The organism is Maritimibacter dapengensis, from assembly GCF_019218265.1.
Classification (GTDB): Bacteria; Pseudomonadota; Alphaproteobacteria; order Rhodobacterales; family Rhodobacteraceae; genus Maritimibacter; species Maritimibacter dapengensis.
The window spans coordinates 364,927-389,803 of sequence record NZ_JAHUZE010000003.1 but is presented as its reverse complement, the minus strand read 5'-3'; the positions used below and the strand labels follow the sequence as shown (position 1 = coordinate 389,803).

General features: G+C 60.2%; 26 protein-coding genes and 1 pseudogene. 12 read left to right on the top strand and 15 right to left on the bottom strand.

Translation table 11 applies throughout. From position 1 onward, the window contains the following. Positions 1-19: 19 nt before the first annotated feature. Positions 20-334 (bottom strand): Hpt domain-containing protein, encoded by a 315-nt coding sequence (locus KJP28_RS14090; protein WP_218393251.1) that lies wholly within the window; start codon positions 332-334, stop codon positions 20-22. Between the two features lie 151 nt (positions 335-485). Here KJP28_RS14090 and KJP28_RS14085 point away from each other — a divergent pair, with 151 nt between their 5' ends. Next, a complete protein-coding gene (locus KJP28_RS14085; protein WP_336245342.1) occupies positions 486-1,769 on the top strand; it encodes a PP2C family protein-serine/threonine phosphatase in 1,284 nt (427 codons plus the stop codon). Here KJP28_RS14085 and KJP28_RS14080 read toward each other — a convergent pair. Continuing rightward, a complete protein-coding gene (locus KJP28_RS14080; protein ID WP_336245341.1) occupies positions 1,742-2,191 on the bottom strand; it encodes an NUDIX hydrolase in 450 nt (149 codons plus the stop codon). The genes KJP28_RS14085 and KJP28_RS14080 overlap by 28 nt on opposite strands. A 73-nt stretch (positions 2,192-2,264) precedes the next feature. Between KJP28_RS14080 and hslO the strand changes: the two genes are divergently transcribed. The 5 genes and pseudogenes from hslO to KJP28_RS14055 all read left to right on the top strand — a co-directional run. Beyond that, positions 2,265-3,242 (top strand): Hsp33 family molecular chaperone HslO, encoded by a 978-nt coding sequence (gene hslO, locus KJP28_RS14075; RefSeq protein WP_218393249.1) that lies wholly within the window; start codon positions 2,265-2,267, stop codon positions 3,240-3,242. Continuing rightward, positions 3,220-3,843 carry a CoA pyrophosphatase gene (locus tag KJP28_RS14070; RefSeq protein ID WP_218393248.1) on the top strand — a complete coding sequence of 208 codons (624 nt, stop codon included), beginning with the start codon at positions 3,220-3,222 and terminating at the stop codon, positions 3,841-3,843. Before hslO ends, KJP28_RS14070 begins: the two co-directional genes overlap by 23 nt. Then, entirely contained in the window at positions 3,843-5,006 is a 1,164-nt protein-coding gene (locus tag KJP28_RS14065; RefSeq protein ID WP_218393247.1) for a CCA tRNA nucleotidyltransferase, read from the top strand. The genes KJP28_RS14070 and KJP28_RS14065 overlap by 1 nt, the downstream gene beginning before the upstream one ends. Beyond that, positions 5,003-6,211, top strand: a complete 1,209-nt coding sequence (locus KJP28_RS14060) for a class I SAM-dependent RNA methyltransferase (protein ID WP_218393246.1) — start codon at positions 5,003-5,005, stop codon at positions 6,209-6,211. The genes KJP28_RS14065 and KJP28_RS14060 overlap by 4 nt, the downstream gene beginning before the upstream one ends. Positions 6,212-6,293: 82 nt before the next feature. Further along, positions 6,294-6,776: pseudogene (locus KJP28_RS14055) on the top strand (L,D-transpeptidase family protein); the annotation flags it as partial. A gap of 314 nt (positions 6,777-7,090) precedes the next feature. Here KJP28_RS14055 and dalA read toward each other — a convergent pair. Then, the gene (dalA, locus tag KJP28_RS14050; protein WP_218393245.1) at positions 7,091-7,603 is read right to left on the bottom strand and encodes a divisome-associated lipoprotein DalA; all 513 of its coding nucleotides are present in this window, start codon (positions 7,601-7,603) and stop codon (positions 7,091-7,093) included. A gap of 171 nt (positions 7,604-7,774) precedes the next feature. Between dalA and KJP28_RS14045 the strand changes: the two genes are divergently transcribed. The 3 genes from KJP28_RS14045 (at position 7,775) to KJP28_RS14035 (ending at position 9,074) form a co-directional block, all read left to right on the top strand. Continuing rightward, positions 7,775-8,377 (top strand): L,D-transpeptidase, encoded by a 603-nt coding sequence (locus KJP28_RS14045; RefSeq protein WP_218393244.1) that lies wholly within the window; start codon positions 7,775-7,777, stop codon positions 8,375-8,377. Positions 8,378-8,504: 127 nt separating this feature from the next. Then, complete coding sequence (locus KJP28_RS14040; RefSeq protein WP_218393243.1) at positions 8,505-8,711, top strand: hypothetical protein; 207 nt, start codon at positions 8,505-8,507, stop codon at positions 8,709-8,711. Positions 8,712-8,867: 156 nt separating this feature from the next. Continuing rightward, the gene (locus KJP28_RS14035) at positions 8,868-9,074 is read left to right on the top strand and encodes a hypothetical protein (RefSeq protein WP_218393242.1); all 207 of its coding nucleotides are present in this window, start codon (positions 8,868-8,870) and stop codon (positions 9,072-9,074) included. Positions 9,075-9,215: 141 nt separating this feature from the next. Here the strand turns inward: KJP28_RS14035 and trxA are convergent, their stop codons facing one another. The 8 genes from trxA to regB form a co-directional block, all read right to left on the bottom strand. Beyond that, on the bottom strand, positions 9,216-9,536 hold the full coding sequence (gene trxA / locus KJP28_RS14030; RefSeq protein WP_218393241.1) for a thioredoxin: 321 nt from the start codon (positions 9,534-9,536) through the stop codon (positions 9,216-9,218). A 35-nt stretch (positions 9,537-9,571) separates the two neighbouring features. Next, complete coding sequence (gene addA, locus KJP28_RS14025; RefSeq protein WP_218393240.1) at positions 9,572-12,916, bottom strand: double-strand break repair helicase AddA; 3,345 nt, start codon at positions 12,914-12,916, stop codon at positions 9,572-9,574. After that, on the bottom strand, positions 12,913-15,867 hold the full coding sequence (addB, locus tag KJP28_RS14020; RefSeq protein ID WP_218393239.1) for a double-strand break repair protein AddB: 2,955 nt from the start codon (positions 15,865-15,867) through the stop codon (positions 12,913-12,915). The genes addA and addB overlap by 4 nt, the downstream gene beginning before the upstream one ends. Continuing rightward, positions 15,860-16,555, bottom strand: a complete 696-nt coding sequence (locus KJP28_RS14015; RefSeq protein ID WP_218393238.1) for a nucleotidyltransferase family protein — start codon at positions 16,553-16,555, stop codon at positions 15,860-15,862. The genes addB and KJP28_RS14015 overlap by 8 nt, the downstream gene beginning before the upstream one ends. Continuing rightward, on the bottom strand, positions 16,531-17,613 hold the full coding sequence (locus KJP28_RS14010; RefSeq protein ID WP_255552397.1) for an aminoglycoside phosphotransferase family protein: 1,083 nt from the start codon (positions 17,611-17,613) through the stop codon (positions 16,531-16,533). The genes KJP28_RS14015 and KJP28_RS14010 overlap by 25 nt, the downstream gene beginning before the upstream one ends. Continuing rightward, positions 17,553-18,038, bottom strand: coding sequence for a tRNA (adenosine(37)-N6)-threonylcarbamoyltransferase complex ATPase subunit type 1 TsaE (tsaE, locus tag KJP28_RS14005; protein ID WP_418887932.1), 486 nt, complete (start codon positions 18,036-18,038; stop codon positions 17,553-17,555). Before tsaE ends, KJP28_RS14010 begins: the two co-directional genes overlap by 61 nt. Positions 18,039-18,103: 65 nt before the next feature. Then, the gene (locus KJP28_RS14000) at positions 18,104-19,690 is read right to left on the bottom strand and encodes a PAS-domain containing protein (RefSeq protein WP_218393236.1); all 1,587 of its coding nucleotides are present in this window, start codon (positions 19,688-19,690) and stop codon (positions 18,104-18,106) included. Positions 19,691-19,775: 85 nt separating this feature from the next. Further along, positions 19,776-21,158, bottom strand: coding sequence for a sensor histidine kinase RegB (regB, locus tag KJP28_RS13995; RefSeq protein WP_218393235.1), 1,383 nt, complete (start codon positions 21,156-21,158; stop codon positions 19,776-19,778). A 93-nt stretch (positions 21,159-21,251) separates the two neighbouring features. Between regB and KJP28_RS13990 the strand changes: the two genes are divergently transcribed. From KJP28_RS13990 to KJP28_RS13980, 3 genes are all read left to right on the top strand, one after another. After that, on the top strand, positions 21,252-21,890 hold the full coding sequence (locus KJP28_RS13990; RefSeq protein WP_218393234.1) for an SCO family protein: 639 nt from the start codon (positions 21,252-21,254) through the stop codon (positions 21,888-21,890). An 87-nt stretch (positions 21,891-21,977) separates the two neighbouring features. Continuing rightward, positions 21,978-22,532: an ActR/PrrA/RegA family redox response regulator transcription factor gene (locus tag KJP28_RS13985; RefSeq protein ID WP_218393233.1), complete on the top strand. Its 555-nt coding sequence runs from the start codon at positions 21,978-21,980 to the stop codon at positions 22,530-22,532. 89 nt (positions 22,533-22,621) lie between these two features. Continuing rightward, positions 22,622-22,915: a hypothetical protein gene (locus KJP28_RS13980; protein ID WP_218393232.1), complete on the top strand. Its 294-nt coding sequence runs from the start codon at positions 22,622-22,624 to the stop codon at positions 22,913-22,915. Positions 22,916-23,317: 402 nt separating this feature from the next. Here the strand turns inward: KJP28_RS13980 and KJP28_RS13975 are convergent, their stop codons facing one another. From KJP28_RS13975 to KJP28_RS13960, 4 genes are read right to left on the bottom strand one after another with little or no spacing between them, the layout of a single operon-like run. Continuing rightward, positions 23,318-23,653 carry a hypothetical protein gene (locus tag KJP28_RS13975; protein WP_218393231.1) on the bottom strand — a complete coding sequence of 112 codons (336 nt, stop codon included), beginning with the start codon at positions 23,651-23,653 and terminating at the stop codon, positions 23,318-23,320. Further along, positions 23,650-23,943 (bottom strand): hypothetical protein, encoded by a 294-nt coding sequence (locus tag KJP28_RS13970; RefSeq protein WP_218393230.1) that lies wholly within the window; start codon positions 23,941-23,943, stop codon positions 23,650-23,652. Before KJP28_RS13970 ends, KJP28_RS13975 begins: the two co-directional genes overlap by 4 nt. Continuing rightward, positions 23,943-24,152, bottom strand: coding sequence for a hypothetical protein (locus KJP28_RS13965; RefSeq protein WP_218393229.1), 210 nt, complete (start codon positions 24,150-24,152; stop codon positions 23,943-23,945). The genes KJP28_RS13970 and KJP28_RS13965 overlap by 1 nt, the downstream gene beginning before the upstream one ends. 39 nt (positions 24,153-24,191) lie before the next feature. After that, positions 24,192-24,872, bottom strand: coding sequence for a DUF1007 family protein (locus tag KJP28_RS13960; protein WP_336245340.1), 681 nt, complete (start codon positions 24,870-24,872; stop codon positions 24,192-24,194). Positions 24,873-24,877: the final 5 nt, after the last annotated feature.

The window sequence follows — 24,877 nt, the reverse complement described above, 5'->3', positions numbered from 1 at the left end:
GGAGCCCGAAAAGCCCCGCCTAAGCTGGCGCACCGGTCGCGAAATCCGCCTTGGACGCAATGTAGCAGTCGATTATCGGACCAAGCGTTACGTCTTTGCCGGCTGCCGCGATGCTTTCACCCTCGGCGCACAGGGTCGCAAACCTACTGAACCCCAGATTGAGCGCCGAGGATTTCAGGGAATGCAGATCTTTTTCCAGTTCGGATGCGACCGAAGCGGTGCGTAGTCTGTCGATCACCTCCTCGACCTCTTCCAAAAACATCTCGGCGACCTCTGTGAAATCATTCTCCCCAATTTCCGATTTGAGCTCGTTGACGCGGGACCAGTCGATCATAGGCACCTCCTTCGCTCATGTTGGCGGCACGGGCTTAAAACTCGGTTACCTACTCCCGGAAAGCTCAAGTTTTACGTTTAAACCGGCATTAATCGGCGACTGTCACAAGTAGCGCACGGGCGGTTGGTCCCGAGCAAGACGGGGGGCGTTCGTGCCGCTGCTTTCGAAGAACATCAAACCTGATGATGCGGGCCCCTCCGGCAACGTGATCCGACGCGTGCTTGTGGTCGATGATAGCCGCGCCCAGCGCCGCCTTCTTGTCGCGACGTTGACGAAGCTAGGCTTCGACGTGATCGAGGCCGAGAGCGGCGAAGCAGCCTTGGCCATTGCCCGAAGCACCGAAATCGAGCTGGTTATTTCCGATTGGATGATGCCGGGTATGGATGGGCTGACGCTGTGCCAAAAGTTCCGCGCTTTACCGCGTGAGACTTATGGATACTTCATCCTGCTGACGTCCAAGAACGAAAAGGGTGCAGTGGCGCAGGGGCTCGACATCGGAGCAGACGACTTTCTGACCAAACCAATCAATTCCGAAGAACTCAGGGCGAGAATCGCCGCGGGCGAACGCATCCTCAGGATGGAGCGGGAGTTGAACGAAAAGAACCGGCTGGTCGTCGCAACGTTGGAGGAGATTTCATTACTCTACGATGCACTGAATCGTGACCTGATAGAAGCTCGCAAGATGCAGCAGTCACTCGTGCGCGACAGGCTTCGGACCTTCGGCACCGCCGAGGTTGCGCTTCTCCTGAAACCATCGGGGCATGTTGGCGGCGATTTGGTCGGCGCGTTCGAACTTCCAGACAATCGGATCGGCATATTCGCCATCGACGTCTCCGGGCATGGCATTGCATCTGCTTTGCTGTCCGCGCGGATTGCCGGCTACCTGTCGGACGCGGCCCCGGCGCAGAACGTCGCCCTTATCCAACAGCCAGAGGGCGGGTTTCGCGTCAGACCGACAGCGGAAGTCGCCGACATGCTGAACAAAATCATGCTCTCTGACATGAAATCGGATCTCTATTTCACAATGACGCTCGCCTATGTGTGTCTATCGACAGGCGAAACCGAAATCACGCAGTGCGGGCATCCGAACCCAGTCGTGCTTCACGCAGATGAATCGGTCAGTTTCCATGGGAATGGCGGGCTCCCAATCGGGCTCGTAACCGATGCTTCCTATGAGAGTTTCTCGCTGGTCTTGGAGCCACAGGATCGTTTGATCCTTTACTCCGATGGTTTCACGGAATGCCCTGACAGGTCTGGACAGGAACTCGAAGAAACCGGGTTCGCGGCCATCGTCGCGAAAAGCGCAGCTTTGCCTGCGCAAGAGATGATCGAGGCGATGGTCTGGGATCTCGACAGTTTCGCGGGAGGGGATGGTTTGATGGACGATCTGTCTTGCGCCGTCGTGACCTATCGCGAACCAGACGCCAGAACGTGATTGGCGACGAACTGGGCGTCTCCATCGTTCCCAAGCTGCACAAGCGCGAGGTCGGCATCCATCCATACGGCCTCATGAAGCGGTTCGGTGGGCTCGTGCAGTTGTCGGACGGGATCCGCAATATAGATATGGCAGACCTTTTCGGCCCAAAGTTCGTATTCCGGCATATAGGTAAAACGGCGGAAAAAGCCGAGCCGACGAGGTTGCGCAATGCGCCATCCGGTCTCTTCAAGCACTTCGCGGTGCAGTGCCGCGAGGACGGATTCTCCGGGGTCTATGCCGCCACCCGGAAGCTGGAATTCCGGGGTCGGTTCTGCCTGATGGGTCAATAGCAGCCGGCCGCGTCGCGGCAGGATTGCATAGGCACCCGGTCTTGGGCGGTAGCTTTGACCCTTCACGATCGGTTCACCAAATCGGCGCACGGCTCGACCTCGCTCTGTTGCCCCCCCTATATCGGTGCGGTATGCCACGCCAGAACAGCAAGGAAAACCGACCATGAGCCTAGGCTCTCAAATCGCATGGGATGACACGATCCTTCCCTTTCAACTCGATGCAAGCGATGTCCGCGGTCGCGTCGCACGTCTTGATGGCGTGCTCGACGAAGTGCTTGTGCAGCACAACTACCCGCCAGCAGTCGAGGCACTAGTGGCCGAGGCGACGCTCCTGACCGCGCTGATCGGCCAGACGATCAAGCTGCGTTGGAAGCTGTCACTTCAGGTGCGCGGCGATGGGCCCGCGCGTCTGATCGCAACGGATTACTACGCACCCGAGCGCGCAGGTGAGCCCGGACGCGTGCGGGCCTACGCAAGCTTCGATGAGGAGCGGCTCGACCCTGAGGGTGCACCGTTCGCGCAGATCGGACGCGGGTATTTCGCCATCCTGATTGACCAGGGCAAAGGCACGACGCCCTATTCCGGGCTCACGCCCATTGCCGGGCAAAGCCTGTCCGATTGCGCTCAGAGTTATTTCGCCCAGTCCGAGCAATTGCCGACACGGTTCATCCTGTCGTTTCTCAAGGAATCCGGCATGTGGCGCGCTGGCGGCGTAATGCTCCAGCATATGCCCAAGGCGTCGCCCCTGATGAAAGACGGCGGATCGGGTGAAGAGGGGCTACTGACCGCCGAAGACATATTCTCGGACGACAATGAGCGTGAGAATTGGAGCCGCGCGAACATCCTTCTCGACAGCGTGGAACAGGACGAAATGATTGGTCCCGAAGTTCAGCCGACCGAACTGCTCGTGCGCCTGTTCCATGAGGAGCGACCGCGCGTGTTCGATCCTCAATCCGTGGAATTCGGCTGCACCTGTTCATCCGAAAAGGTGATCCAGAGCTTGTCGATCTATTCGGAAAAAGACATCGCGACGATGACCACGGATGAAGGAATCGTAACGGCGGATTGCCAGTTCTGCGGCGCGCATTACGAATTCGATCCAAAGGTTCTGGGTAAGGATGCACCGGGTGGCGGTGACTGACGCGGACAAGGCACAGGCCGCGCTCGAACGCGCGGTGCGGGGTGGCCGGGGAAGCGGGTCGTCCGATTTCGACCTTAATCCCCAGTTCCGTCCAAAGGTACAGACGCTTCGGCCAGCGGGCGTGCTCGTCCCGTTCTATCGGGATACGCGGGGCGGTCTGTCGCTTATCCTGACCCAGCGGTCCTCGGCGCTGAAGCATCATCCAGGTCAGATCGCTTTTCCAGGGGGCAAGGTCGACCCGGTCGATACCGATGAGATCGCCGCCGCAATGCGAGAGGCTGATGAAGAGATCGGACTTGCGCCGGACAACGTTGAAATCATAGGTACTTTGCCGCCTCATGAAACGATCACGGCGTTCAACGTGACGCCGGTCGTTGGTCTGGTTCGAGAGCCATTTGTTTGGCGTCCCGAGCGCGGCGAAGTGGCCGAGATCTTCTCTGTCCCGTTCGACCACGTCATGAACCCCGAAAGGTATGTCGTTGAAGGTCGATACTACCGGGGCGTGAAGCGCCACTATTTCACCGTGCCGTGGGGACCATATTACATTTGGGGCGCGACGGCCCGGATGCTCAGGGTCTTGGCCGATCGGGTGGCGTCATGATGTCGCCCGGGCGAATCGAGGCGGATTGGATCGAGGCGCCGGTTTCCCAAGCTGTGTGTGCGATGCTGACCGAAGCCGGATATGAGGCACATTTCGTCGGAGGCTGTGTGCGCAATGCCCTGATGGACAAGCCGGTAACGGATCTGGACATCACAACGAACGCGCGACCGGAAATGGTCACTAAGCTAGCCGAAAAGGCAGGGTTTCACCCGGTCCCGACGGGTATCGAGCACGGCACGATCACGGTTGTGGCCGAAGATACTCCGTTCGAGATCACTACGTGGCGGCGCGACGTGGACACCGATGGTCGAAGGGCCGTCGTGGTGTTTGCAGACCGTCTGGAAGATGACGCTCATCGGCGCGATTTTACAATGAACGCGCTCTATGCGGAACCTGACGGCACGCTGGTCGACCCGCTTGGCGGATACACGGACCTCAAGGCCCGGCGCGTGCGGTTCATCGACGATGCACATGCAAGAATACGTGAGGATTTCCTTCGTATCCTTCGTTTTTTTCGGTTTCACGCTTGGTATGGCAATGAGGACGAGGGTCTTGACCCTGACGCTCTGGCTGCGATCGCCGAGCTGTCCGAGGGGATCAAAACACTCAGCCGGGAACGGATTGGGGCCGAGATGCTCAAGTTGCTCGCCGCACCCGATCCCGCACCAGCCGTCGCCGCAATGGAACATACCGGGGCACTGGGTCAGGTAATGACGGGCTTGACGACCGTGGCGCTTGCCCCCCTTGTGCATTTCGAGGAGGAGGCAGGTGCGAAACCCGCCGCGCTGCGGCGCCTCGCGGTTCTGGGCGGCACAGACCACCGGGAAGCGTTGCGCCTGTCCAAGGTGGACGACCGACAACTCGGGCTCTTGCTTGCCCACCGTGGTGATCCCCAACCTCCGGCCGCGCTGGGCTACCGTCTGGGCCGTGATACGGCGCTCGACGTGGTTTTGTTGAACGCGGCCCTACTGGAATCCCCACTGCCGCCCAACCTCACCGCCGAGATCGCGCGGGGGGCCGAAGCGCGATTTCCGCTTTCCGCCGCCGACCTCATGCCGCGCCATGAAGGCGCCGCGCTGGGCGCAACGCTCAAACGGCTGGAGGCCGATTGGATCGCGTCAGATTTCGCGTTGGATCGGCAATCTCTGATGGATCGGGCATGAGCATCTTCGTCGAGAGACTCGGGCATCAGGGCGACGGGATCGCGGCAGGTCCGGTCTTCGTGCCACGCACCCTGCCGGGCGAGGAAGTCGACGGCAGCGTGCATGACGGCCGTATTGCCGAGCCGAAAGTGCTCACTCCTTCTCCGGATAGGGTGAAAGCGCCCTGTCGCCACTACAAATCCTGCGGCGGATGTGCGTTGCAACACGCCAGCGACGAATTCGTGGCGAATTGGAAGGTGTCTGTGGTCGAGGCGGCGCTGGCGGCGCGAGGGCTCGCGACCGACGTCCGGGGCATAGCGACATCGCCGCCACAGAGTCGACGGCGCGCGACTCTCACGGCACGCCGGACCAAGAAAGGTGCGCTGGTCGGGTTTCACGCCCCGCGGTCAGATGTCCTGACTGAGATCCCCGATTGCCATTTGCTTTCCCCGGCCTTGCTTGCCGGGATCGAAACCGCGCGGGCACTCACCATCGCCGGAGGGTCGCGGAAGGGCGAATTGCGGCTGACGTTAACGGAATCCGTCGCGGGACTTGATATCGCGGTCACCGGGGGCAAGCCGCTCGACCTGACGTTGGAGACCGCTCTTGCGCAGATCGTCGGGGAGCATGGACTTGCGCGCCTCACTTGGAACGGCGAGGTCATTGCGATGACGGGAGCGCCAGCGCAAAAGTTCGGCACTGCGCCCGTCACGGTGCCACCCGGCGCGTTTCTACAGGCGACCCGTGAAGGTGAAGCCGCGTTACTTGCCGCCGTGCGCGAAGCGGTCGGCGATGCAAAACGGGTGATAGACCTTTTTGCAGGCGCGGGGACGTTCACCCTCCCACTCGCCGCAGCGGCCGAGGTGCATGCGGTCGAGGGCGACGCGGCGATGCTTGCCGCGCTGGATGCCGGATGGCGTCATTCGAGCGGTCTCCATAGCGTCACGACCGAGACCCGGGATCTGTTCCGACGCCCGCTCCTCTCCGACGAGCTTTCCGCCGACGCCGTGGTCATAGACCCACCTCGCGCAGGTGCCGAGGCCCAGGTACGTGAAATCGCGAAGAGCGGTGTTCCGCGCATCGCGGCCGTGTCGTGCAATCCCGTGACTTTCGCGCGCGACGCAGAAATATTAACGACTGCCGGATACGATCTGTCGTGGTTGGTCGTGGTGGACCAATTCCGCTGGTCTGCGCATGTCGAGTTGGCGGCGACGTTCACGCGCTGAAAGCCTTCTCAGCCTGTGGAAAATAGAGTAAATGGAAGCAGGCAGTTCAATGAGAATGGGACATATGATGACCCGCGGAATTATGGCAGTCTTGGCTGTGGTGACGGCATTCGGGCTTGCGGCCTGTTCGTCGAAGTTCAAGACATACAACGGGCCGGAAGTAACCGAAATCTTCGTCTTCAAGGGTACGCGCAAGATGTACTTGATGCACCATGACAGGGCGCTGGCCACGTATGATATCGACCTTGGCTTCGCCCCGGATGGTCACAAGGAACAGAAGGGCGATGGCCGGACGCCCGAAGGCACGTATTACATCGACCGCCGCAATCCCGATTCCGCCTATCATCTGTCGGTGGGCATCAATTATCCCAACACCGAAGATCGGGAACGGGCGAAAGAGGCGGGTGTCAGCCCCGGCGGTGATATCTTCATTCATGGTGGGCCAACCAAGTCGTCGGACCGAAACAAAAAGGATTGGACGGCGGGATGCATCGCCGTCACCAACAAGGAGATCGAGGATATCTATGCGATGGTGCGGAATGGCACGCCAATCCACATCATTCCTTCCTCGACCCCGATTCCCGTGATGGAAGGTGGCGAATCCACCGTTTTGGTTGCGGGAATGGCACCAGAAGTCGAAGGCACACTGGCTCCGGTTCCGGCGACGGGCGAGTCCGCGATCGTCACGGACGAACTTCCTTCGATAGACGATGTTCTGGCGGCAGAGGCCGGCTCTGCAACCGGCACGGTCGTTATCGGAGAAGACGTCGACCTGATCGGTGAGGGCGAGCCCGTCGAGTGACCGCATTTGGATCGGCGGAAAAGACAAAGGGGCGCCCGGCGCCCCTTTTTGAATTTCGGTTCGACCAGTTCGCAGGCTCAACCACCCATGAGCAGCGTCCACCAGATCTTGCCGTTTTCTTCCTGATACCAGGCGAGACCCATGTTGGTCGCGCGGCGATCCAGAATGATGGCACGGGTGTCGGGCTGGCTCATCCAGGCCGAGAGGGTCTCGAGATCGGTCTCGAAGGTTTCGGAAATCGTTTCGCCGATCATCATCCCGCCGTAACCCGCGCGACGGACCCGGTCGATTGGCGACGAACCGTCCGAACCGAAGTGCCAGGGACGGTTCTGCACCGACATGTCCCGCGCATGGGTGGCGGCGGCGGCGGTCAACTGGCTGTTCAACTGCACCGGGGCGACCCCGGCCGCCCGGCGAAGTTCATTGACGGAATCGAGGACGCGATAAGGAATGCGGCTCTCGTCGCTAGCCGAGATGCGATTCACCGTCGGCATGGGCCGACCGTCAGCGCCCATGCGCATCGGCTGGGTCGAGCTGCAAGCCACGAGGGCCAGCATGAGGGTGACGAGAAGTGCGCTTCGGGTGATCATGTTCGTTCGTCCGGCAGTGATCCTGATGACGGGGTCGTCCTAGCCGTTCTCATCCCGACATTCAATTTCGGATGCGCAAAAATCGGCGCGTTGACATTGGATTGATTTGCGATCGGCGGTGCTCCGCCATATACGAAGCCGTGAATTCCAGAAAACCTGAGGTCTCGAGCAATGACAGGCTCATTCGACTACAAATTCAGCCGCCGGGGGTTTCTCGCATCCAGCGTGGCCGCTCTCGGCACGGCGTCGGCCGCTCCGGCCCTCGCGCAGACCGAAAACTCGACCGAGGTCGAGCGCGATCTGTCCGAAGTTGTGCGGCGCAATATCTCCAGCTTCCGGTCGCTCGACTGGCGGCCCTATTTCTCCAATCTCGACAACGGCGCGATCCTGGTCGATATCACCTCGCGCGCCTTGCACTATTGGAACAATGACGGGGTCTACAAGCTGTACCCGACTTCGGTCCCGCTGACCGAGGATTTGACCCGCAAGGGGCGTACCAGCGTCGTGCAAAAAGTCGAAGGCCCGTCCTGGCGTCCGACCCCGGCGATGCGCAAGCGCAATCCCGAATGGCCAGAGTTCATCGGCCCTGGCCCGGATAACCCCTTGGGTTCGCACGCACTTTATCTCAGCTGGACGTATTATCGCATCCACGGCACCCACGACACCCGCAAGATCGGGCGGCGTTCGTCGAACGGCTGTATCGGCCTTTACAACGAGCATATCTCACAGCTTTTTGCCCTCGCGAATGTGGGAACACAGGTGTTGCTTATCTGACACCCCGGACCTGTTTCGCCCTAAACCAGTTGCATTTTTTCGGTGTTCCTGTTTTCTGCGAAACTACGAGGTACAGAACTACCCTTGTTCCGGCGTGTAGGCGTCGGAAGGACAATTGGAGATTGAAATGAAAAAAGTCATGCTGGTTGCTGCCGTTGCAGCTCTCGCCGCTACCGCCGCTCAAGCCGGTGCCCTGGTCGACCCGATCGTCGAGCCGGAAATCATCGTGGAACAGTCGTCGTCGTCCTCGAACGCCGGCATCATCGTTCCGCTGATCTTCCTCGCCCTCGTGGGCGTGGGCGTGTTCTGCGCAGTGAACACCACCATCTGCTAAGGTTTCTTTTCGGACACAGTTCCGAAAAATTCCGGGACCCCGCCGTCAGGCGGGGTCTTTTCTTTTGCAAATCCCTAAAATTCCTGATTTTCTCGGTCTTATCCAAGCGCAACCGAAACATTCCCGGATAATCCGGGGGGACATTGGAGAACCGAAATGAAAAAAGTCATGATCGTTGCTGCCGTTGCAGCTCTCGCCGCCACTGCCGCTCAGGCTGGTGCACTCGTCGACCCGATCGTCGAGCCGGAAATCATCGTGGAACAGTCGTCGTCGTCGTCGAACGCCGGCATCATCGTTCCGCTGATCTTCCTCGCTCTCGTGGGCGTGGGCGTGTTCTGCGCGGTGAACACCACCATCTGCTAAGGATCGCTTCCGGGGCCACCCCGGTTCGATCGGAGACCCCGGCCAATCGGCCGGGGTTTCTTTTTGCGCATCAGAATGACGCAAAGAAAAACGCCCGGGCCAATCGGTCCGGGCGTTCAAGTTGATCCTGCAGGATAAGCGTCAGATCGATTCGTCGATCCAGCTTTGCAGCGCCGCTTTCGGGGCCGCGCCCACCTTGTTCGAGATCGGCTGACCGTCCTTGAACATGAACAGCGCCGGGATGCCACGAACGCCAAGCTGCGCCGGCGAATTCGGGTTCTCGTCCACGTTGACCTTGGCGATCTTCACCTTGTCACCGTATTCGGCAGACAGTTCTTCCAGAGCGGGTCCGATCATCTTACACGGGCCGCACCACTCTGCCCAGAAGTCCACCACGACGGGGACATCGGATTTAAGCACTTCCGCTTCGAAAGTGTCGTCGGTGACAGCGACGGTCGACATGAGGAGTTCTCCTTGAATGATAGCTGATGAGGAAACTAGGTAGCGACATCATCCGCGTCAAGGCGACCAAATGCGCGCAGGGCCAACCCTTCGGGCACCTGCATCAGCGTCGCGGTCTTTGTCCAAAGGACGGCCGAGACGATTTCGTGGTCCGGATACAAGGCCGCCAATGCAACTTCGTAAGCGCCGAGTTGTCGCAATATGCCCTCCGGGATGTCTTCAGCTCTTTCGGGAACGTTCGGATTCGACTTGAAATCTATGGCGATGACGCGATCTGACTCGATGACCAGCCGGTCAATCACGCCATGCATGCGGGTGTGTCCGGCAATATCGACCGGCGCCGAAATTCCGACTTCGGCCAAGGTCCGGTCCTCAAACAGATGTGATAGGTGCTCGGCTTCCAGCACGGAACGCGCCTCGAGGATAAGATCTTCCAACTCGTCCTCCCGCGCCGCATCTTCGCCGAAAGCGAGCAAAGCGGATGCATGATGGTCCCATTCGCTTGTGGGGTAGCTTGGCAGAAACTCGAGCAATCTGTGCAACTGCCGTCCTCGTCTCATGGCGGCGTCACCGTCCAAAGTCGCTCCAGCGCCTGTAATGACCTTGTCACCACCCAGTTGTGACGGGATCAGAGGCTTCGGCTGTTTGGCCCGTCCCTGCTCTGGCAGTTCCAGCCAATCGGGCAAGGCCGTCACGAGGTCCGCATCCGCTACAATGTCGTGGCGCTCCGGTGCAGGCCACGACCCTCTGCTGTATCGTTGGCCGGTGCCCAAAGGTGTTTCGGTCGCCTCTGGCTCCAGCTTTCCAAACCCTGATCCGATAATGCCGTGCCAGGAATCTTCGGCCTCTTTCCCATTGTCTCCCGCCCCGGCCACGATGAGCCAGCTTTCTGCACGGGTCATCGCGACATAAAGCAGACGCGCTCTCTCTTCGCGCTCGCGGTCCTTGGCGGCATCCAGTCCCGGCAACAGGATCTGGGGCGTTTCGTCTGCCTTCGGCTTCCAGACTGCATGCCCATCGAAGTCAAAAATCTCGCCCCGGCCACGAATATCGCGCTTGGCGGTATCTGGCAGGATTACGACGGGCGCTTCCAAACCCTTGGAACCGTGCACTGTCATGACACGAACTTCTTTGGCATCCGTGTCCATCTGTCTCTTGATCTCTACGTCATCGGCCGCAAGCCACGTCAGAAACCCAGTCAATGAGGGCACTTCCATTCGCTCGTAGGCAAGTGCCTGCGCCAGCAGTGCGTCTATCCCGTCCTCCGCTTCCGCGCCAAGCCGTCCCGTAAGCAGCCGACGACCGTCATGACGCGTCAGAACCCGGTCGATCAGGTCATAGGGTCGCAGATAATCCGCGTTGTCCCTCAGGTCGGAGAGCATATTCAGGGCGGCCGAGGGCCCGGCGTCCCGCAATGCCCGGAAAAGGTACCTCTTGCGACCGCGTGCAAGTCGATACAATTCGTTTTCGGACCAGCCTATCAGGGGCGAACGCAAGACCGCGGCGAGCGAAAGATCGTCCTCCGGCGTGGCAAGCACATTCAACAGCGCGGTCAGATCCTTGACGGCCAACTCGCCACCGATTTTCAACCTGTCTGCACCGGCGACAGCGATACCCCGGGATTTGCACGCTCGAATGATGTGATGGAACAGCTCCGACCTGCGCTGCACCAGAACGATGATGTCGCCGGGAGTGACTGGCGCAAAGCCGATTTCCTTGGGGACCTGTTCGAACTCGAGCATCCGGCTGATTTCATCCGCCACCGCTTTCGCCAGCACGACGTTGTGGTCGGTCGGGGCGGCCTCGTCTACCGGTTCGTGCCACGGCTTCGCTTCCGGCTCTTCGGTCTTCTCCAAGAACGGCCACAGGTCGACCCGCCCGGCCTTGTCGCCAAAAAAGGCAAGATGATCCGGTTTTGCGTCACCCAACCCGGGCGTCGCTTCCAAGGCCGTATCCACCAAGGAAAGGATCGCCGGCGATGAACGGAAGGAATGCTTTAGGGGGAGTTCCTTCAGCGGGCTTTGAACTGCCAGAAGCTTTTCGCGGAACCAGTCCCTCATCCGCAGGAACTCTGCCGGGTCCGCGCCTTGGAACGAGTAGATGGATTGCTTCGGGTCGCCCACGACGAAGAGCGACCAGGTCCTTCCCGCATGGCTGCCTTCACCGGACATGAATTCCTCGGCAAGGCGTGCGATGACTTGCCATTGGGCCGGGCTTGTGTCCTGACTTTCGTCGACAAGAATGTGGTCGATGCCGCCGTCCAACCGGAAGAGCACCCATTGGGCCAGGTCGGAATGCGTCAGCAGGCGCGCGGTGAATTGAATGAGGTCGTCGAAGTCGAGCCATCCGCGTTCTGCCTTTCGGCTTTCCACAAGCTGGACGAAACGACGCGCGAATCGATGAAGCGCCAATGTGCGCTCGGCTGCGCCCAACGTTTTCAAGCGGTCGAACGCGTCGGCAGCATCTTCTGCAAGGTCGCGGTAGCGCTCCGCGTCGTCCCCCATCTTGGCAATCGCGTCCTTGGTGAGGAGCGTCTTCTTAGGTGTGCCGGACTTGATGAGCACGGCGTCGAACAGTAACTGCAAGTCAGAGATACCGGGCTCGTCGAGGTCGATCTCGGCAAGCAGCGCCGCCTGTGACTGCATGGTCGAAGACAAGCCTGAAAGAATTGGCACGGCGCGTTCGAACAGGGTTTTTACGTCCGACGTGAAAACGCCTGCGATCAACTCGGCTTGCGTGTCCCTGGGGCCAAGCCCGAACCATCCCGCCACGGTTTCGTATGAAACCTCATCAACGAATGCGAGCCGGTTTGAGGAGACTTCGGCGAGGGAGGCATCCAGCTCCGCTCCCGTAAAGTGCCGCAAGAACGCTTCGACACGTTCACGATCTCCACCGAGCGCCATCTCTTCGACCACTTCGTTTCGAAGAAGAACGCCCGATCGTTCGTCCATCTCTTGGAAATCCGGGCTAACCCCTGCTTCCATCGGAAACCTGCGAAGGATCGACGCACAGAAAGCGTGGATGGTCTGGATTTTCAGCCCACCGGGCGTCTCGACCGCTCTGGCAAAAAGGCGTCGTGCTTCCTTCAGGTCCGGTTCGCCGGAAACACCGAGCGCGGCCAACTGTGTCCTGAGGCGCGTATCTTCGAGCATCGCCCATTCGCCAAGGCGTTTGAACAATCTGTTCTGCATCTCGCTGGCCGCAGCCTTGGTGTAGGTGAGACAGAGCACATTTTGTGGCACGACGCCTGAGAGGAGGAGCCGGGCGACCCTGTCGGTCAATACCTTGGTCTTGCCCGAGCCTGCATTCGCCGAGAGCCAGGTGTTGGTGTCAGGATCCGCGGCGTCAATCTGGGCCTGCGTTGCATCGTCGAATTTCATCCCCCGACATCCTCCGCGTGCGCCGCGTCGCTGTGGTCCCATTCCCCGAACCTGGCGAGATGGTCGAAGTCGCCAGCGAACTGGGCGCTGCTTCGGAAAACGACACGGCGGGACTCGTATCCGCGGCTCCGAACACCAAATTCGGCAATGATAGAGACAAATTCCTCTTCAATGCGATCCAGCGTATCAATGTCGACCGGAACTTCGGTGGTTTTCGCGTCAGAACCCAGACCGATATAGGCGACCATGGACGTCGCGGCGCGACCGACGTTTTCGAAACCACCGTGCCGCGCGACCATCGCTTCCAGCAGAAGCTGCTTGTCGTAGGCCAGCTGCTGCTTTTTTGTCGGCACCGAACCGGTCTTGTAATCGTAAATGGCAAGGCTTCCATCGTTCAGCCGGTCGATCCTGTCCGCGCGCCCGTGCAGGATGAACCCGTTCGGGCCGATCTGTGCTCGCCCTTTCTGCTCCGTGAAGATTGTTCTCGCCGCGTTCATGCGGGTCGCCTCATCAGCCAGAAATGCGTCGGCCGCCCTTTCGAGCTTCGCTAGCCACATCAATCGCGCAGCAGGCCAGGGTGCCTTTTCCTCGAATACGTCGCGCGCGGTCTGCAATAGGCGCGAACGCTGCTCGACGGGCGTTTCACCTTCGACCCGTTCGTTTACGAACCGTTCCAGCGCATCGTGAATTGCAGTTCCGCGCAGGGCGGCATCAGGCTCCTGATGCAACGGGTCAAGCGGCCTGAGACAAAGAATCCGGCTTGCATAAACCGCATATGGATCGCGGATCAACTTCGCGACTTCGGTGAAGCTCAGATCGGGCGGGCGATCAGCCACAGGCGGTCTTGGTGCAGGTCTCTTCGCTTGCGGCTTGCGATGCACATGTTCCTGCGGCGCATCCAGACGCCGCGCGAGCGTGAGCCAGGCGTTTCCGCGATCACGCATCCCCTGCAACGCAGCCATGCCTTCGTTCGACATGCCCTGCAAAAGGTAAGTGATCCGATTCATCCAACGTGACGGAACGGTTTCGGCTTCATCGTCACGGGTCGCCCGTGTCAGGACGACTTCCGGCGCACCGATGGCCTGTTGGAAGTCATGCGCGGAAAGGCCGATCTCCCGGTCCGGGAGCAAGAGCCCGACTTTGTCCCTCATGTCGCGGTTCATCCAAGGGTCTGCGCCAGGTTTCTCGGGCCAGACACCTTCGTTCAGGCTGGCGAGGATCGCGAGATCTAGCCCCTGAACGCGGGCCTCCAGTGTCCCCCAAATTCGGATCAAAGGGTGCGGTTCATTCGGGTCGCGCACTTCTCCTCGGTTCAGAACGCCGGTGAACAGGCTATGGAAGTCCGCGACCGACATATCACCACCGTGTTCCGCCTCGCGCATCAATTCACCCGAAATGTGTGCGGCCTCTCTCCCGGCTTCTCTCTCCCACAATCCACCGCTGCCACTGGCCGCGGATCCAGCGGCGATCTTTTCGGCAATGTCGATCACGTGTGTGACGTGATCGGTCAAGGCATCCGAGCTTGAATCGGCGAGTTCAGCTAGAATAGAGACGATCCATTTGACCCAAGGCCCACGATCCTCCTTGTGCTTTGCCCAATCGAACAGGTTTCGCTCATTTGGAAAGGGCATGTTCTTGCGCAACGCTTCAAGCTCGAGGTCGCGTGTCAGACGAAGGTGATCGCCACGGTCTGCACCCGAATGGGTCAGGGGGTGCTTGAGAAGGGTCAGCAGATCGACACCTGACAAGGTTCTTCCCCGCATGTCAGAAACGTGGCGCAGCAATCTGCCTGGAGCGGACAACGGGAGAGGGCGACCAGCCGAATCGTCGGGTCGAATGCCCCAGCGATCGAGCGCGGCCGTCACTTGTCGCGTGAGAACGCGATCCGGCGTGATGAGGGCCGCCGTCCGACCTGCATCAGCGGCCTGCCTCAGGATCAGCGCGATGGATGCAGCTTCGGCACGCGGCGATGGCGCCTCGATAAGGGTCAGTCCCTTCGTTGCCTGTTCGACGCCTTCGAATGCCGGCCCTTCCTCTTGCCATTGGTCCGTGACCGGTGCGGGGCGCAGGGCAAGTGACACCAATGCGTTGCGACGCGGCGCGGGTGCGTCGACGGAATGCCACGTTCGAATGTCGCTGTGTGTCAGACCGATCGCGTCCATCAACGACCGGTAACGAAATTGCGGATGATCGGACGCGGTAAGCGTGGTCTTCATCGAATTCCAGACAGATCGCGGCAAATCGAAATCGAAGCCGGGCAGGATCAAAGCACCCTGCGGCAGCATGGCGACCGCCTCCATGAACATGCGAGTCGCGCCACGGGATCCGGTCGAACCTGCAACAATGACCGGGTTGGTCGGCGGCGTCTCGCCCCAATTGTCGACCAGCCGCTGGATCACCATTCGCTGACGTGCCTCCAGATCCGGCGGCTCATCGCCGTCCGCACCGAAGAAGCGCTCGACGACCTGAACGAACGCCAGACTCCGTCTCCAATGGTCGGCATGTCCCGAAACGTCGAGCTCTCTCAAATCCGACGGGTGGACGCCCTCGCCCTGCATTTCGTCCATGAGCCGCGCAAGGCTGTCGGCCAGAGGATAGATCGCTGCGCGCGGGGCAAGGTCGGGCTGACTTTCGAGCAGCCGCGAGACAAGCGCCGAAATTTCAAGTCGACGTCTGAGCGGTGAGACTGCGGGCGGCAGGTCGGCCATGGACGCATCCTGACCAAGATCCGTTATGAGCCGGATCCGGGGCAACAAACTCGCTTCGCCCTCATCGAAGAGGGCAGCCATACGCCGTGCCATCCGCGTCGTGTTCACAAACAGCGTGACGCGGGACATCGCTTCGGGTGGTTGATCCGACAGTCGCTTGCGCAGGCCATCGACGACAGCTTTGGGAAAGTCAACGCCGGGTGCTTGAGCGAACACGCGGGGGATCGGGCTGGGGTCAAACATCTCCGGCAGATTGAAGGAGCGATTCTGCCAGCGCAATCCCTTCCGGTCGACCGACGTCGCACCAGCCACCCTTATGCACGATTCCGAACAGGCGGTCGTGCGTGAGCATCTGGTCCCACAAGAGGTTCAGGGAGAAGACGTCCTCTCGGATCGCGTCCAACCCGTCCGTCTTGATGATCTGCGCACCGGAATAGATAAGCCCGGGTCCCCGCGACAGGCGACCGTCGCCGTCACGCAGGAAATCCCCCGGCCCGGTGTGGCCATTCGCATCCTGCGGCTCGAGCAGCATGAGAAGCGCATCCATCTCTTGTGGGTTCCAGGCCTGCGCCAAACGGGTCAGTGGATTCTGGCCTGTCCAGACCGCGTCGGAATTCAGGGTGAAGACCGGATCCGAGCCAAGAAGGGTTCTTGCCTGCCGCAGGCCACCGCCAGTTTCAAGGATGCGTTCGGGTTCGAGTGACAGCGCCACGCCCTTGGGGGCAAGGTGCGCAGCAAGGACATCGGGTTTAAAGTGGAGATTGGCTACGACGGTCTTAATCCCTGCTGCACGGATGAGGTCGAGCGCATGGTCGATCAACGGTTGCCCGCCGACCTCGAGCATCGGTTTGGGCCGGTCTTGCGTCAGGCTCCCCATCCGCGTTCCGAAACCGGCGGCGAAAATCATCACAGCGTCGGGACGGTCGCGCATTTCGCTCTCAATTCGTTTAGGATCGCTTCGGTGGGTTCTGGCAGGTGCATGCGCACCGTTCGGTCCAGGTCGGCCAGGTTTTCGTGCGACACATCGCCAAGCAGGTTCGACCAGACCGTCGGGATCAGGTCGACATATCGCGGCTTTCCGAAATGCATGGATAGTCGGGCAAAGACGCCAAGAATGCGAAGATTGCGCTGGGCCGAAACCGTGGCGCAGGCCTGTTCGAAATCGACACGGTCCAAGTTTCGGGCTTCAGCATATCGACGGATCATCGCGGCGCGGGTCTCCGGTGCCACTTCGCGGCGTACGTCATGGGCCAGCGACATGAGATCATATGCTGGGTGTCCCAAACCCGCATCCTGGAAATCGAGAAGCCCGACTTTCGCATGAGAAGGTTCCCGATCCGGAAGCCAGATGAGGTTCTCTGCATGATAGTCACGCAGGACGAGAACAGGCGACCACGGTGCCAGACAAGCGAACGCGTTCGAGAGCGCATTTGCGATGGCCGCCTTTCCTGCCGTAGAGCGCCGCCCGGTCGCGCCATAGGCGTACCAGTCCGACGCGAGCCCTGCGGTCTCGACCATCTTAGCGGGCCCATAATTCGGCGCGTGTTCTGGGTGGTTTGCGCTATGCAGCGCGATCAAGGCATCGGTGGCTGCAAGATAGAGTGGCTGCTCTGCCAATGGGTCCCGGCGCAGGACGGATGAGAAAAGATCGTCGCCAAGATCCTCGATCAGAAGAAGCCCGTTCTTACGGTCCTCTGCAAAAATGCGGGGCGCAGACAATCCGATGCCGCAAAGATGCCGGGCAAGTTCGACAAATGGCCCTACACTCTCGTTCTTGTCTGTCGGGGCATCCATCAACACCGCGGGTTGGCCACGCAGATCGAGCCGCTCATATCTTCGGTTCGATGCGTCACCGGCCAGCATATGCCGCGTCGCGTCGCCCCAGCCAATTCGCTCCAGAAAGCCGGTGATGATCGTGCCCCGGCCGCTCATGCGTGGGCCTTTCTCAGAGCGGCTTCCAGGATTGTCGTCCACTTCGGATCCTGCCATGTGAGCGTCATAACGCGCCTTTCCGGAAAAACGTCGACATCTTCCGGTTCGAGGGTGAGCGAGAGAGCATTCGAGGGCGCCAGATCGCCAAGCCGGTCGGGCCACTCGACGAGGCAGATTGCGGTGTCGAACGCGTCCATCAAGCCAAGTTCCTCGACTTCGTCGGTATGCGTAAGGCGATAAAGATCCGCGTGCCAGATCTCGGTTTCACCAGAATGGTACGTTTGAACGAGCGTGAAGGTGGGCGAGGGGACGTCCTCGACGAAGCAGCCGGATCGTTTCAGATGAGTCTGTATGAGGCTGCGTGCGAAATGCGACTTGCCTGCTCCGACCGGACCGGACAAGAGCACGACATCGCCGGGAGCCATCAACTCGCCCAGACAGGCGGCGAATTCGGAGGTGCCCTCCGGGCTGTCAAATGTCACGGAACGTATCGCCGGCGAATTCATGTGATCTTTGTAGCCCGCCGACCCAGCAGGACAAGCCCAGATCAGCCGGAACGTTCCTGCAACAGCCCTTCGTGTGGCAAGCCTTCTTCCCGGTTTCCCCGCACGATGCGCCTGAACTCCACCAACGTATTGTTGTTGGGCATAGGAACGACTCGTATTCTGAGCGCACGGCCGTCGGTCAGTGATACGTTCGTGCTCCAAGCCTCTCGTGGGCCGAGTTGGGTGATGAAGGCACGAACATCCTGCCAGGCTGTCGTCGGGGTGCTTTCGGCGGTCCAACGTGTCGTCGCATCGAGAATGGACGCCTTACCCCCGAAGCCATTCGGATCGTAGCCCCACAAATCCGCATATGCGCGGTTGAAGACCGATAGCATACCTGAGCTCGAAAACGTCGCCGTGGCATTCAGATTGGCGTCGAGCACCGCCTGCATGGTCTCGATTTCCGCGCGGAAACGTCTTGCGTGAGAGATCTCGGTTGAAATGTCTTCGAACAGGAACGCGACCGCGCCATCGGGGTGTGGTCGCCCGGTGACCCGGTAGGTCTGCCCGCCCACAAGTGTCCAGTTCTGTTCATAGGTTCCGTTTCGCGCCTGCGTGATAAGCTCTGCTACCTGCTGACGCCAGGTTTTGTAGTCCTTCGGTTCTGGCATCATCTGCAACTCACGCAGTCGATCGAGAAAGGACGAAAGCGTCGGCTTGGCGCACAGGAAATCGACCGGAAGAGCGGTGAGATCCAGCAAGGCAGGATTGAACATCGCCAGTTCCCGTTCGCGATTGAAAATCGCGAGTCCGATGGGGAGGGTCGCAAAGGTCTTGGTCAGTGTCGTGACGAATTCGTTCAAAGAGCCCTCCACGCGAACGATTTCGTCTGCCGGTAACGCCGTGCAAAGCTGGCCGTCCGAAAATGGGCGGCGGTCCACCTCGTACCAATACCGTTGTTCCGCATCCGGGGGTGACAATGCGATCCGTACGCGGTTCTCCCCGTCATTCGATGTATTGCCTGAGAGCGGGATGTCGAAAATCCGGCGCGGTGGCCAGTTGGTGGTCTCTTCGGGACCGTCAATTGCATCCAGAAGGTCCAGATAGGCCTTGTTGCACCAGGAAATATTCCCGTTGGCGGCCTCGTGCCAAATTGCAAAAGGCGTTCGCTCGGTGGCCGCCCGAAGGGTTTCCAGCTCTCGGTCCATCGCGGCGAGCGCGTGTTGATCAAGCGCAAGCGTCATCTGAGAAGTGCCGGTCGACCTGAGCGTGATCCGGGCGATACCATCGTGCCATTCCGCATGAAGCTGGCTCGTTCCGTCTTTCGAAGGTCTGTCCATCACGCCCGTTTCGGCCAGATCCCCGATCCATTCATTCAACCGGGGAAACCGGGGTTCGAGCAGGAACACGAGACGCGACCAATCGCTGCCGCGCGCGGGTCCGCTGGCGAGCAGGTCGCGCGCCGCCGGAGTTGCATCGCACAACGTTTCGTCATCGAAAATGAACGTTATGGAGGTCCGTTCTTCCGCCGTCTGGTCGCGCATCGCGGAAATGTGCCGTGTCTCGAGGTGTCCCATCACGACAAGGATCGAATAGGCGACCAGAAAGGCGGCGAGCACGAGAGTGATGGCGAGCAGAGGTGTTATCATCGAGGCCAGGTTCTTTGTTCCCTGAAACCCTAACGCCGCGTTGGTTAACGAAGTTTTAATGTGCCACGATCAGGCGTGGTTCGTGTCAATGCTCGGAAAACCGCAGGTTCTCGCCAAGCGCGGGAAGCCGTTCTGTCGCCTCTATCCCCGCATTCCCGCGAGGCCACGTGACCTCGACAATGGCCCCGCTACGTTCGCCGGGCTGCGAACGCCCCGTGTAGGGCTCTGTCCCGTTCGTGAAGGTGAGCGTCGCACCCGTGCGTTCAAGGAGCGTCTTCGCGATGAACAGGCCAAGTCCCATGCCTTCGTATTCCGGGCGGCTCCTGTCGGGCGACGATCGGCGCCGCCGTATGAACGGGTCCCCGATTCTGCCGATCAGGTGCGGCGGGTATCCCGGACCGTCGTCCATGATTTTCGCCGTCATCGCTCGATCGCTCGCGCTCAACTCGACCCAGACCGTCGTGGCGGCGAAATCGACGGCGTTCTGTATCAGGTTTCTCAACCCGTGAATGACTTCGGGCTGGCGCACGATCATGGGGGCCTCGCCTTTCGTCACGTCGATGGAAACTGTCTTGCCGCGGTCCCTATGTGGCTCGGCGGCTTCTTCCACGACGGCAATGAAGGGCGCCTGGTGCAAGTGAAGGTCGTCCTTACCGGCACGACCCATGTCGCGAAGGATATCCCGACAGCGGTCCGCCTGGTCTCGGATCAGTTCGGCGTCTTCCCGCAAGTCGGAGCCGGACTCAAGCTCTCTCGCCATTTCCGTAGAGACCAGCTTGATCGTTGCAAGGGGCGTTCCGAGTTCATGTGCCGCGGCGGCGACAACCCCGCCGAGGTCAGTCAGCTTCTGTTCCCGCGCCAGCGCCATCTGCGCGGCGAGCAGGGCCTGGCTCATGCTTTCGGTTTCCGTGGAAATCCGTCGGGTGTAGGCGGCAATGAACCCGATGGCGACGACGATTGCGACCCAGGATCCGAAAATGAAGACGTCCGGCAGGAGCATTTCGGTGCCGTCAGCGCGCAGGAGCGGCAGATATACGTCAGCCGAGAAGCTGGTCAGAGCAACCGCGACCGCACCCGCGAGCAGAGCCGATCGCAGCGAGAGAGCCGTGGCAGCGACCGTCACAGGTGCGGCTATCAACACCGCGAATGGATTGTTCAATCCGCCTGTGAGGATGATGAGCAAACCAAGCTGCGCGGTATCGAAAAGAAGCATCAGAATAGCTTCGCGTTCATCAAGCCGCTTGTTCTCGGGATAGATGAAGTGAAGCGCGATGTTCAGAATGATCGACAACCCGATAACCGCGGCACAAAAGCCCAGCTCGACCCTCAGATCGAAGACGCGGTCGGCCACGCCGATAGCCCCGGCCTGACCGGCGATGGCAACCCAGCGGAGTGTCGTCAGCGTGCGAAGCCGAATCCAGCTTCGCCGCTGGTCCTCGTCAAACAATGCCGCGCCTGTCTCTGGCATGTTCGCACCTTTGTGAGCATGTGGGACAAATTCTCACCTTGTTAGACCCTGGCAGATGGTCGATCAATGCGCGGAAATTTCGAGGAGCGCGACATGGATAGAACTGTGGCAATCATTGGGGCCGTCGTTTTGGCGGCTGTGGTGGCGGGTGGTGCCGTCTGGGTTTACCAGAACGGGCGCAACAACCAGTTCGCTCAGTGCAGCTCCAGTACAGTGGCGTCCGGGGCCGCCGCGATAGGCGGTCCGTTCGAACTTGTGCGGGAAGACGGCGAGACGGTGACGGATCAGGACGTCTTCACAAAGCCGACGCTTCTCTATTTCGGCTACACGTTCTGTCCCGACGTCTGCCCTTTGGACAACACCCGCAACGCCGAAGCGCTGGATATGATACAGAGCGATGGCTACGACGCGCAGATGGCCTTCATCACAATCGACCCGGAACGCGACACCGTCGAGCAAGTGGCTGATTTCACATCCTATATCCACGACGACATGATCGGTCTCACGGGGTCTCCCGAGCAGGTCAAAGCGGCGTCGCAGGCATACAAGACGTACTACAAGAAAGAAGAAAACGGGGACCCGGAATACTATCTGGTCGATCACTCCACCTTCACGTACCTGGTGCTGCCCGAAGTCGGTTTTGTCGAGTTCTTCAAGCGCGACGACAGCCCGCAGAGCATTCGCGAAACGGTCGAGTGTTACGCGGATGCGGCCGGATACGGTAGCAGTTAGATTTCCTGCCTTTGACATACATCAATTTGACCGGGCACAGGTTGATGCATAAAGCTTCGTGAATGCGAACAGGCAGGAGGGCACGCCATGAGCGAGGCCGTTGAACTGGATATTGGCGAAGACAAGTCTTTGTTGCTTCTTGACGATGATGAACCATTCCTGAAGCGACTTGCCCGCGCGATGGAGAAACGCGGCTTTTCGGTTGAAACAGCGGATAGCGTGGCCGCCGGCCGCGCGATCGCGACGGCACGTCCGCCGGCTTACGCGGTTGTCGATCTGCGACTCGGGGACGGCAACGGGCTCGATGTCGTCGAGGCGATTCACGAGAGGCGTCAAGATGCGCGGGTGGTAGTTCTGACCGGATACGGCGCAATCGCGACGGCCGTGGCGGCTGTGAAAATCGGGGCCAATGACTACCTGTCGAAACCGGCGGATGCCGACGACATTACCAAGGCGCTTCTCAATCGTGGCGATGAACTTCCGCCGCCTCCGGAGAACCCGATGAGCGCGGATCGAGTGCGTTGGGAGCACATTCAGCGGGTGTATGAACAATGCGACCGTAACGTGTCCGAGACCGCCCGGCGACTCAATATGCACCGGCGCACGCTGCAGCGGATTCTGGCCAAACGCTCGCCCAAATGACGCGTATGTTTCGCGTATGGAATACGTATGGAAAGCGTACATACGTAGGTCTGGTTGTCGCCGCCGCATTATCGGGATGCGGTAACGACATGACCGGCAACCGTGCGGCGGGAAATGCCCGTCAGGGCGTGACTTTTGTGCCGGATGCGCAAGGCCTGGCAATCTCAGGGCGCAGCGAGAGGATCGACTTCGGACGATCGCCGCGCGGCGTCATTCCGATCATGGATCGCGAGGTCGGGAATCGACAGGAGCTCGGGGTCGCCGGCTGTCCTGCGGGCGTGGTCAGGCAAGTTGCGTGGGGCGATCTCGTTCTGACATTCGGTCGCGAGCGTTTCGTCGGCTGGAAGAAGGGCTCTGAGCAATCAGGCTCGGTCTGCGCATAATTCTTCAAACAGGTCAGTGGCCGCGGCGCGCTCGCCGCTTTCAGACACAAGGGCAAGGGCGGATAGGCACGCCGAAGCAATTCCGCGCCGCGTCACCCCGCCAGTCAGCAGGCAAGGGCCGAGACGAAGGTGATCGCTCCATCGCAGCGTTTTACTTGGCCGGTCATCCTCCAAACGTTCTGGTTCCGGCTCGCTCCAAAGCTGTTTGGACGTAGGTCGATGGGGGTGCGACCCATCACATTGACGCAAAAAGCCCGCCGCAAGGGCGGGCCTAGTTGTCATGACAGCATCCGGCAGAACCGTCCGTTCGGTTCGCTCTGACTCATCAAAGAGCAGGCTGGATCGTTGCCAGCCCCCGACGCAATCCCAGTGCCGACACATTGCATCGAGACGACTGCGGCTTCAACCTGTGCGTCGTTCCTCCGCCTGCCGGCGCTCCCAATCCATAAGCTGAGCGTGTGTGATGTCCGGTGTCCCGTGCGCGCGCATCGTGGCCCGTGTCGTTTCACGGATCATGCTGGCGTTTGCCGAGGTCAACTCGCCGCGCGACTCATTCTCGTTCGCGAGGTCCAAGCTGTACAGCCAAAGGCCATGCATCGCGCGATCCTGAACGCTCATCGCATGCAACGCCAACTCCCATGAGTCCTTTCGCGGGAGGCCAAGCGGCGCGGGAACGGCGGGTAGGGCAGGTGCCAGGCTTGCGGCGGCAGCACTTGCAATGAAGGTACGGCGTTTCATGTCGGAATCTCTAAATCGTAGATTTTGCGCAGTTCATGGGGCGGCGGGTTCACGTCGATGATTTCGATCAGCGTGTAGCCTTCGTAAGCTGCATTGGCACGGAGCATACAGAGGCACCTGAGATCGTAGGCAAACCAGAACTCGCCATCGCTTGAGAAATCGTCGCGGTCGGCATTCGCGACCGCCATGCCAGCCGCTTCGTTCGCGTCCCCGTCTGAAAACGCCAGCAGATCGTCGGCGGCCTTGCGCAGCACAGGTGTGATGGTGACTGTTTCGCGCCGATCGCTCATCAGTAGCCCTCCATCATGGCAACTTCGAGTTGCCCAATCCGGTCCACAAAGTAGCACAGAAGACAGGCCACGTCCTTTGCGGGATCGGTTGTACGATGCTCGAAGACCTGCCCGCAGGCATCGCAGCTTCCATCGAACGTCTGGTACATGAGCGCCCGCTTGAAAAACGGCGCGGTGTGGCGTTTGTCAGGAAAGGTGAGTTTGGTCATCTCGGCCTCGCTCGATGTTCTGGGCCTGTCTGGGCTTCCTCAGTTATCGCACCGGAGTGTGAACCTGTCGGCGAAAAGAATGCCAATATCCGGAACCTCGATCACTTCGAACGGATCTTCCGTTCTGTCGATGGCGTCGAGCGCCTCGCCGTATTCCGCCTGTGCCGCTTTTCGGTCGGCTTCCTCGCGCTCGAACGTGCAGTTCGCGCCCGTGACGGCGGGAGGCTTCGGCACGTCGTAGGCCACGAAATACGTCGGGTCATAGGCGCGGGCGGTTACGCGATGTGACGTTATCGGAAATGGGGTTTCGATCGGGCGGACATGCGACGTGATAACGCGATTGTCCTCGAACCGGGCTTGATGGTGCACGGCACTTCCCAAGGAAACCGCTCCATTGTCGAGGGAAAGTACGAAGTGTCCGGGAAATCCAGCGTCCCAATCGACGTCATGCCCGGCTAGGGCATCGAGTTCGGTCTGTTCCGGCAACCCGTCGCCGTCCGCGTCGAGCCTATATTCCTCGATCATCAGCATCGAATAGAAGGCGTCATAGGCCCAGTCGATCTGGACGGCCGTTGCCATCCCGTCTTCGATCACCAGCGTGAATGCGGTGTCGATGAAGATATGGGGATGTGCGAGGCTCGGGCCAGGCGAGCAGGCGACGAAGAGGCATGGCAACAACGTTTTTCGCATGGACAAGGCATAGGGTGGAAGCAGCAGCACGGCAA

Excerpts from the sequence above, each read along its gene's own strand:
- KJP28_RS14090 (WP_218393251.1), bottom strand. The coding sequence starts at position 334 with ATGATCGACTGGTCCCGCGTCAACGAGCTCAAATCGGAAATTGGGGAG.
- hslO (WP_218393249.1), top strand. The coding sequence starts at position 2,265 with ATGAGCCTAGGCTCTCAAATCGCATGGGATGACACGATCCTTCCCTTT.
- KJP28_RS14070 (WP_218393248.1), top strand. The coding sequence starts at position 3,220 with ATGCACCGGGTGGCGGTGACTGACGCGGACAAGGCACAGGCCGCGCTC.
- KJP28_RS14065 (WP_218393247.1), top strand. The coding sequence starts at position 3,843 with ATGTCGCCCGGGCGAATCGAGGCGGATTGGATCGAGGCGCCGGTTTCC.
- KJP28_RS14060 (WP_218393246.1), top strand. The coding sequence starts at position 5,003 with ATGAGCATCTTCGTCGAGAGACTCGGGCATCAGGGCGACGGGATCGCG.
- dalA (WP_218393245.1), bottom strand. The coding sequence starts at position 7,603 with ATGATCACCCGAAGCGCACTTCTCGTCACCCTCATGCTGGCCCTCGTG.
- KJP28_RS14045 (WP_218393244.1), top strand. The coding sequence starts at position 7,775 with ATGACAGGCTCATTCGACTACAAATTCAGCCGCCGGGGGTTTCTCGCA.
- KJP28_RS14040 (WP_218393243.1), top strand. The coding sequence starts at position 8,505 with ATGAAAAAAGTCATGCTGGTTGCTGCCGTTGCAGCTCTCGCCGCTACC.
- KJP28_RS14035 (WP_218393242.1), top strand. The coding sequence starts at position 8,868 with ATGAAAAAAGTCATGATCGTTGCTGCCGTTGCAGCTCTCGCCGCCACT.
- trxA (WP_218393241.1), bottom strand. The coding sequence starts at position 9,536 with ATGTCGACCGTCGCTGTCACCGACGACACTTTCGAAGCGGAAGTGCTT.
- addA (WP_218393240.1), bottom strand. The coding sequence starts at position 12,916 with ATGAAATTCGACGATGCAACGCAGGCCCAGATTGACGCCGCGGATCCT.
- addB (WP_218393239.1), bottom strand. The coding sequence starts at position 15,867 with ATGTTTGACCCCAGCCCGATCCCCCGCGTGTTCGCTCAAGCACCCGGC.
- KJP28_RS14015 (WP_218393238.1), bottom strand. The coding sequence starts at position 16,555 with ATGCGCGACCGTCCCGACGCTGTGATGATTTTCGCCGCCGGTTTCGGA.
- KJP28_RS14010 (WP_255552397.1), bottom strand. The coding sequence starts at position 17,613 with ATGGCAGGATCCGAAGTGGACGACAATCCTGGAAGCCGCTCTGAGAAA.
- KJP28_RS14000 (WP_218393236.1), bottom strand. The coding sequence starts at position 19,690 with ATGATAACACCTCTGCTCGCCATCACTCTCGTGCTCGCCGCCTTTCTG.
- regB (WP_218393235.1), bottom strand. The coding sequence starts at position 21,158 with ATGCCAGAGACAGGCGCGGCATTGTTTGACGAGGACCAGCGGCGAAGC.
- KJP28_RS13990 (WP_218393234.1), top strand. The coding sequence starts at position 21,252 with ATGGATAGAACTGTGGCAATCATTGGGGCCGTCGTTTTGGCGGCTGTG.
- KJP28_RS13985 (WP_218393233.1), top strand. The coding sequence starts at position 21,978 with ATGAGCGAGGCCGTTGAACTGGATATTGGCGAAGACAAGTCTTTGTTG.
- KJP28_RS13980 (WP_218393232.1), top strand. The coding sequence starts at position 22,622 with ATGACCGGCAACCGTGCGGCGGGAAATGCCCGTCAGGGCGTGACTTTT.
- KJP28_RS13975 (WP_218393231.1), bottom strand. The coding sequence starts at position 23,653 with ATGAAACGCCGTACCTTCATTGCAAGTGCTGCCGCCGCAAGCCTGGCA.
- KJP28_RS13970 (WP_218393230.1), bottom strand. The coding sequence starts at position 23,943 with ATGAGCGATCGGCGCGAAACAGTCACCATCACACCTGTGCTGCGCAAG.
- KJP28_RS13965 (WP_218393229.1), bottom strand. The coding sequence starts at position 24,152 with ATGACCAAACTCACCTTTCCTGACAAACGCCACACCGCGCCGTTTTTC.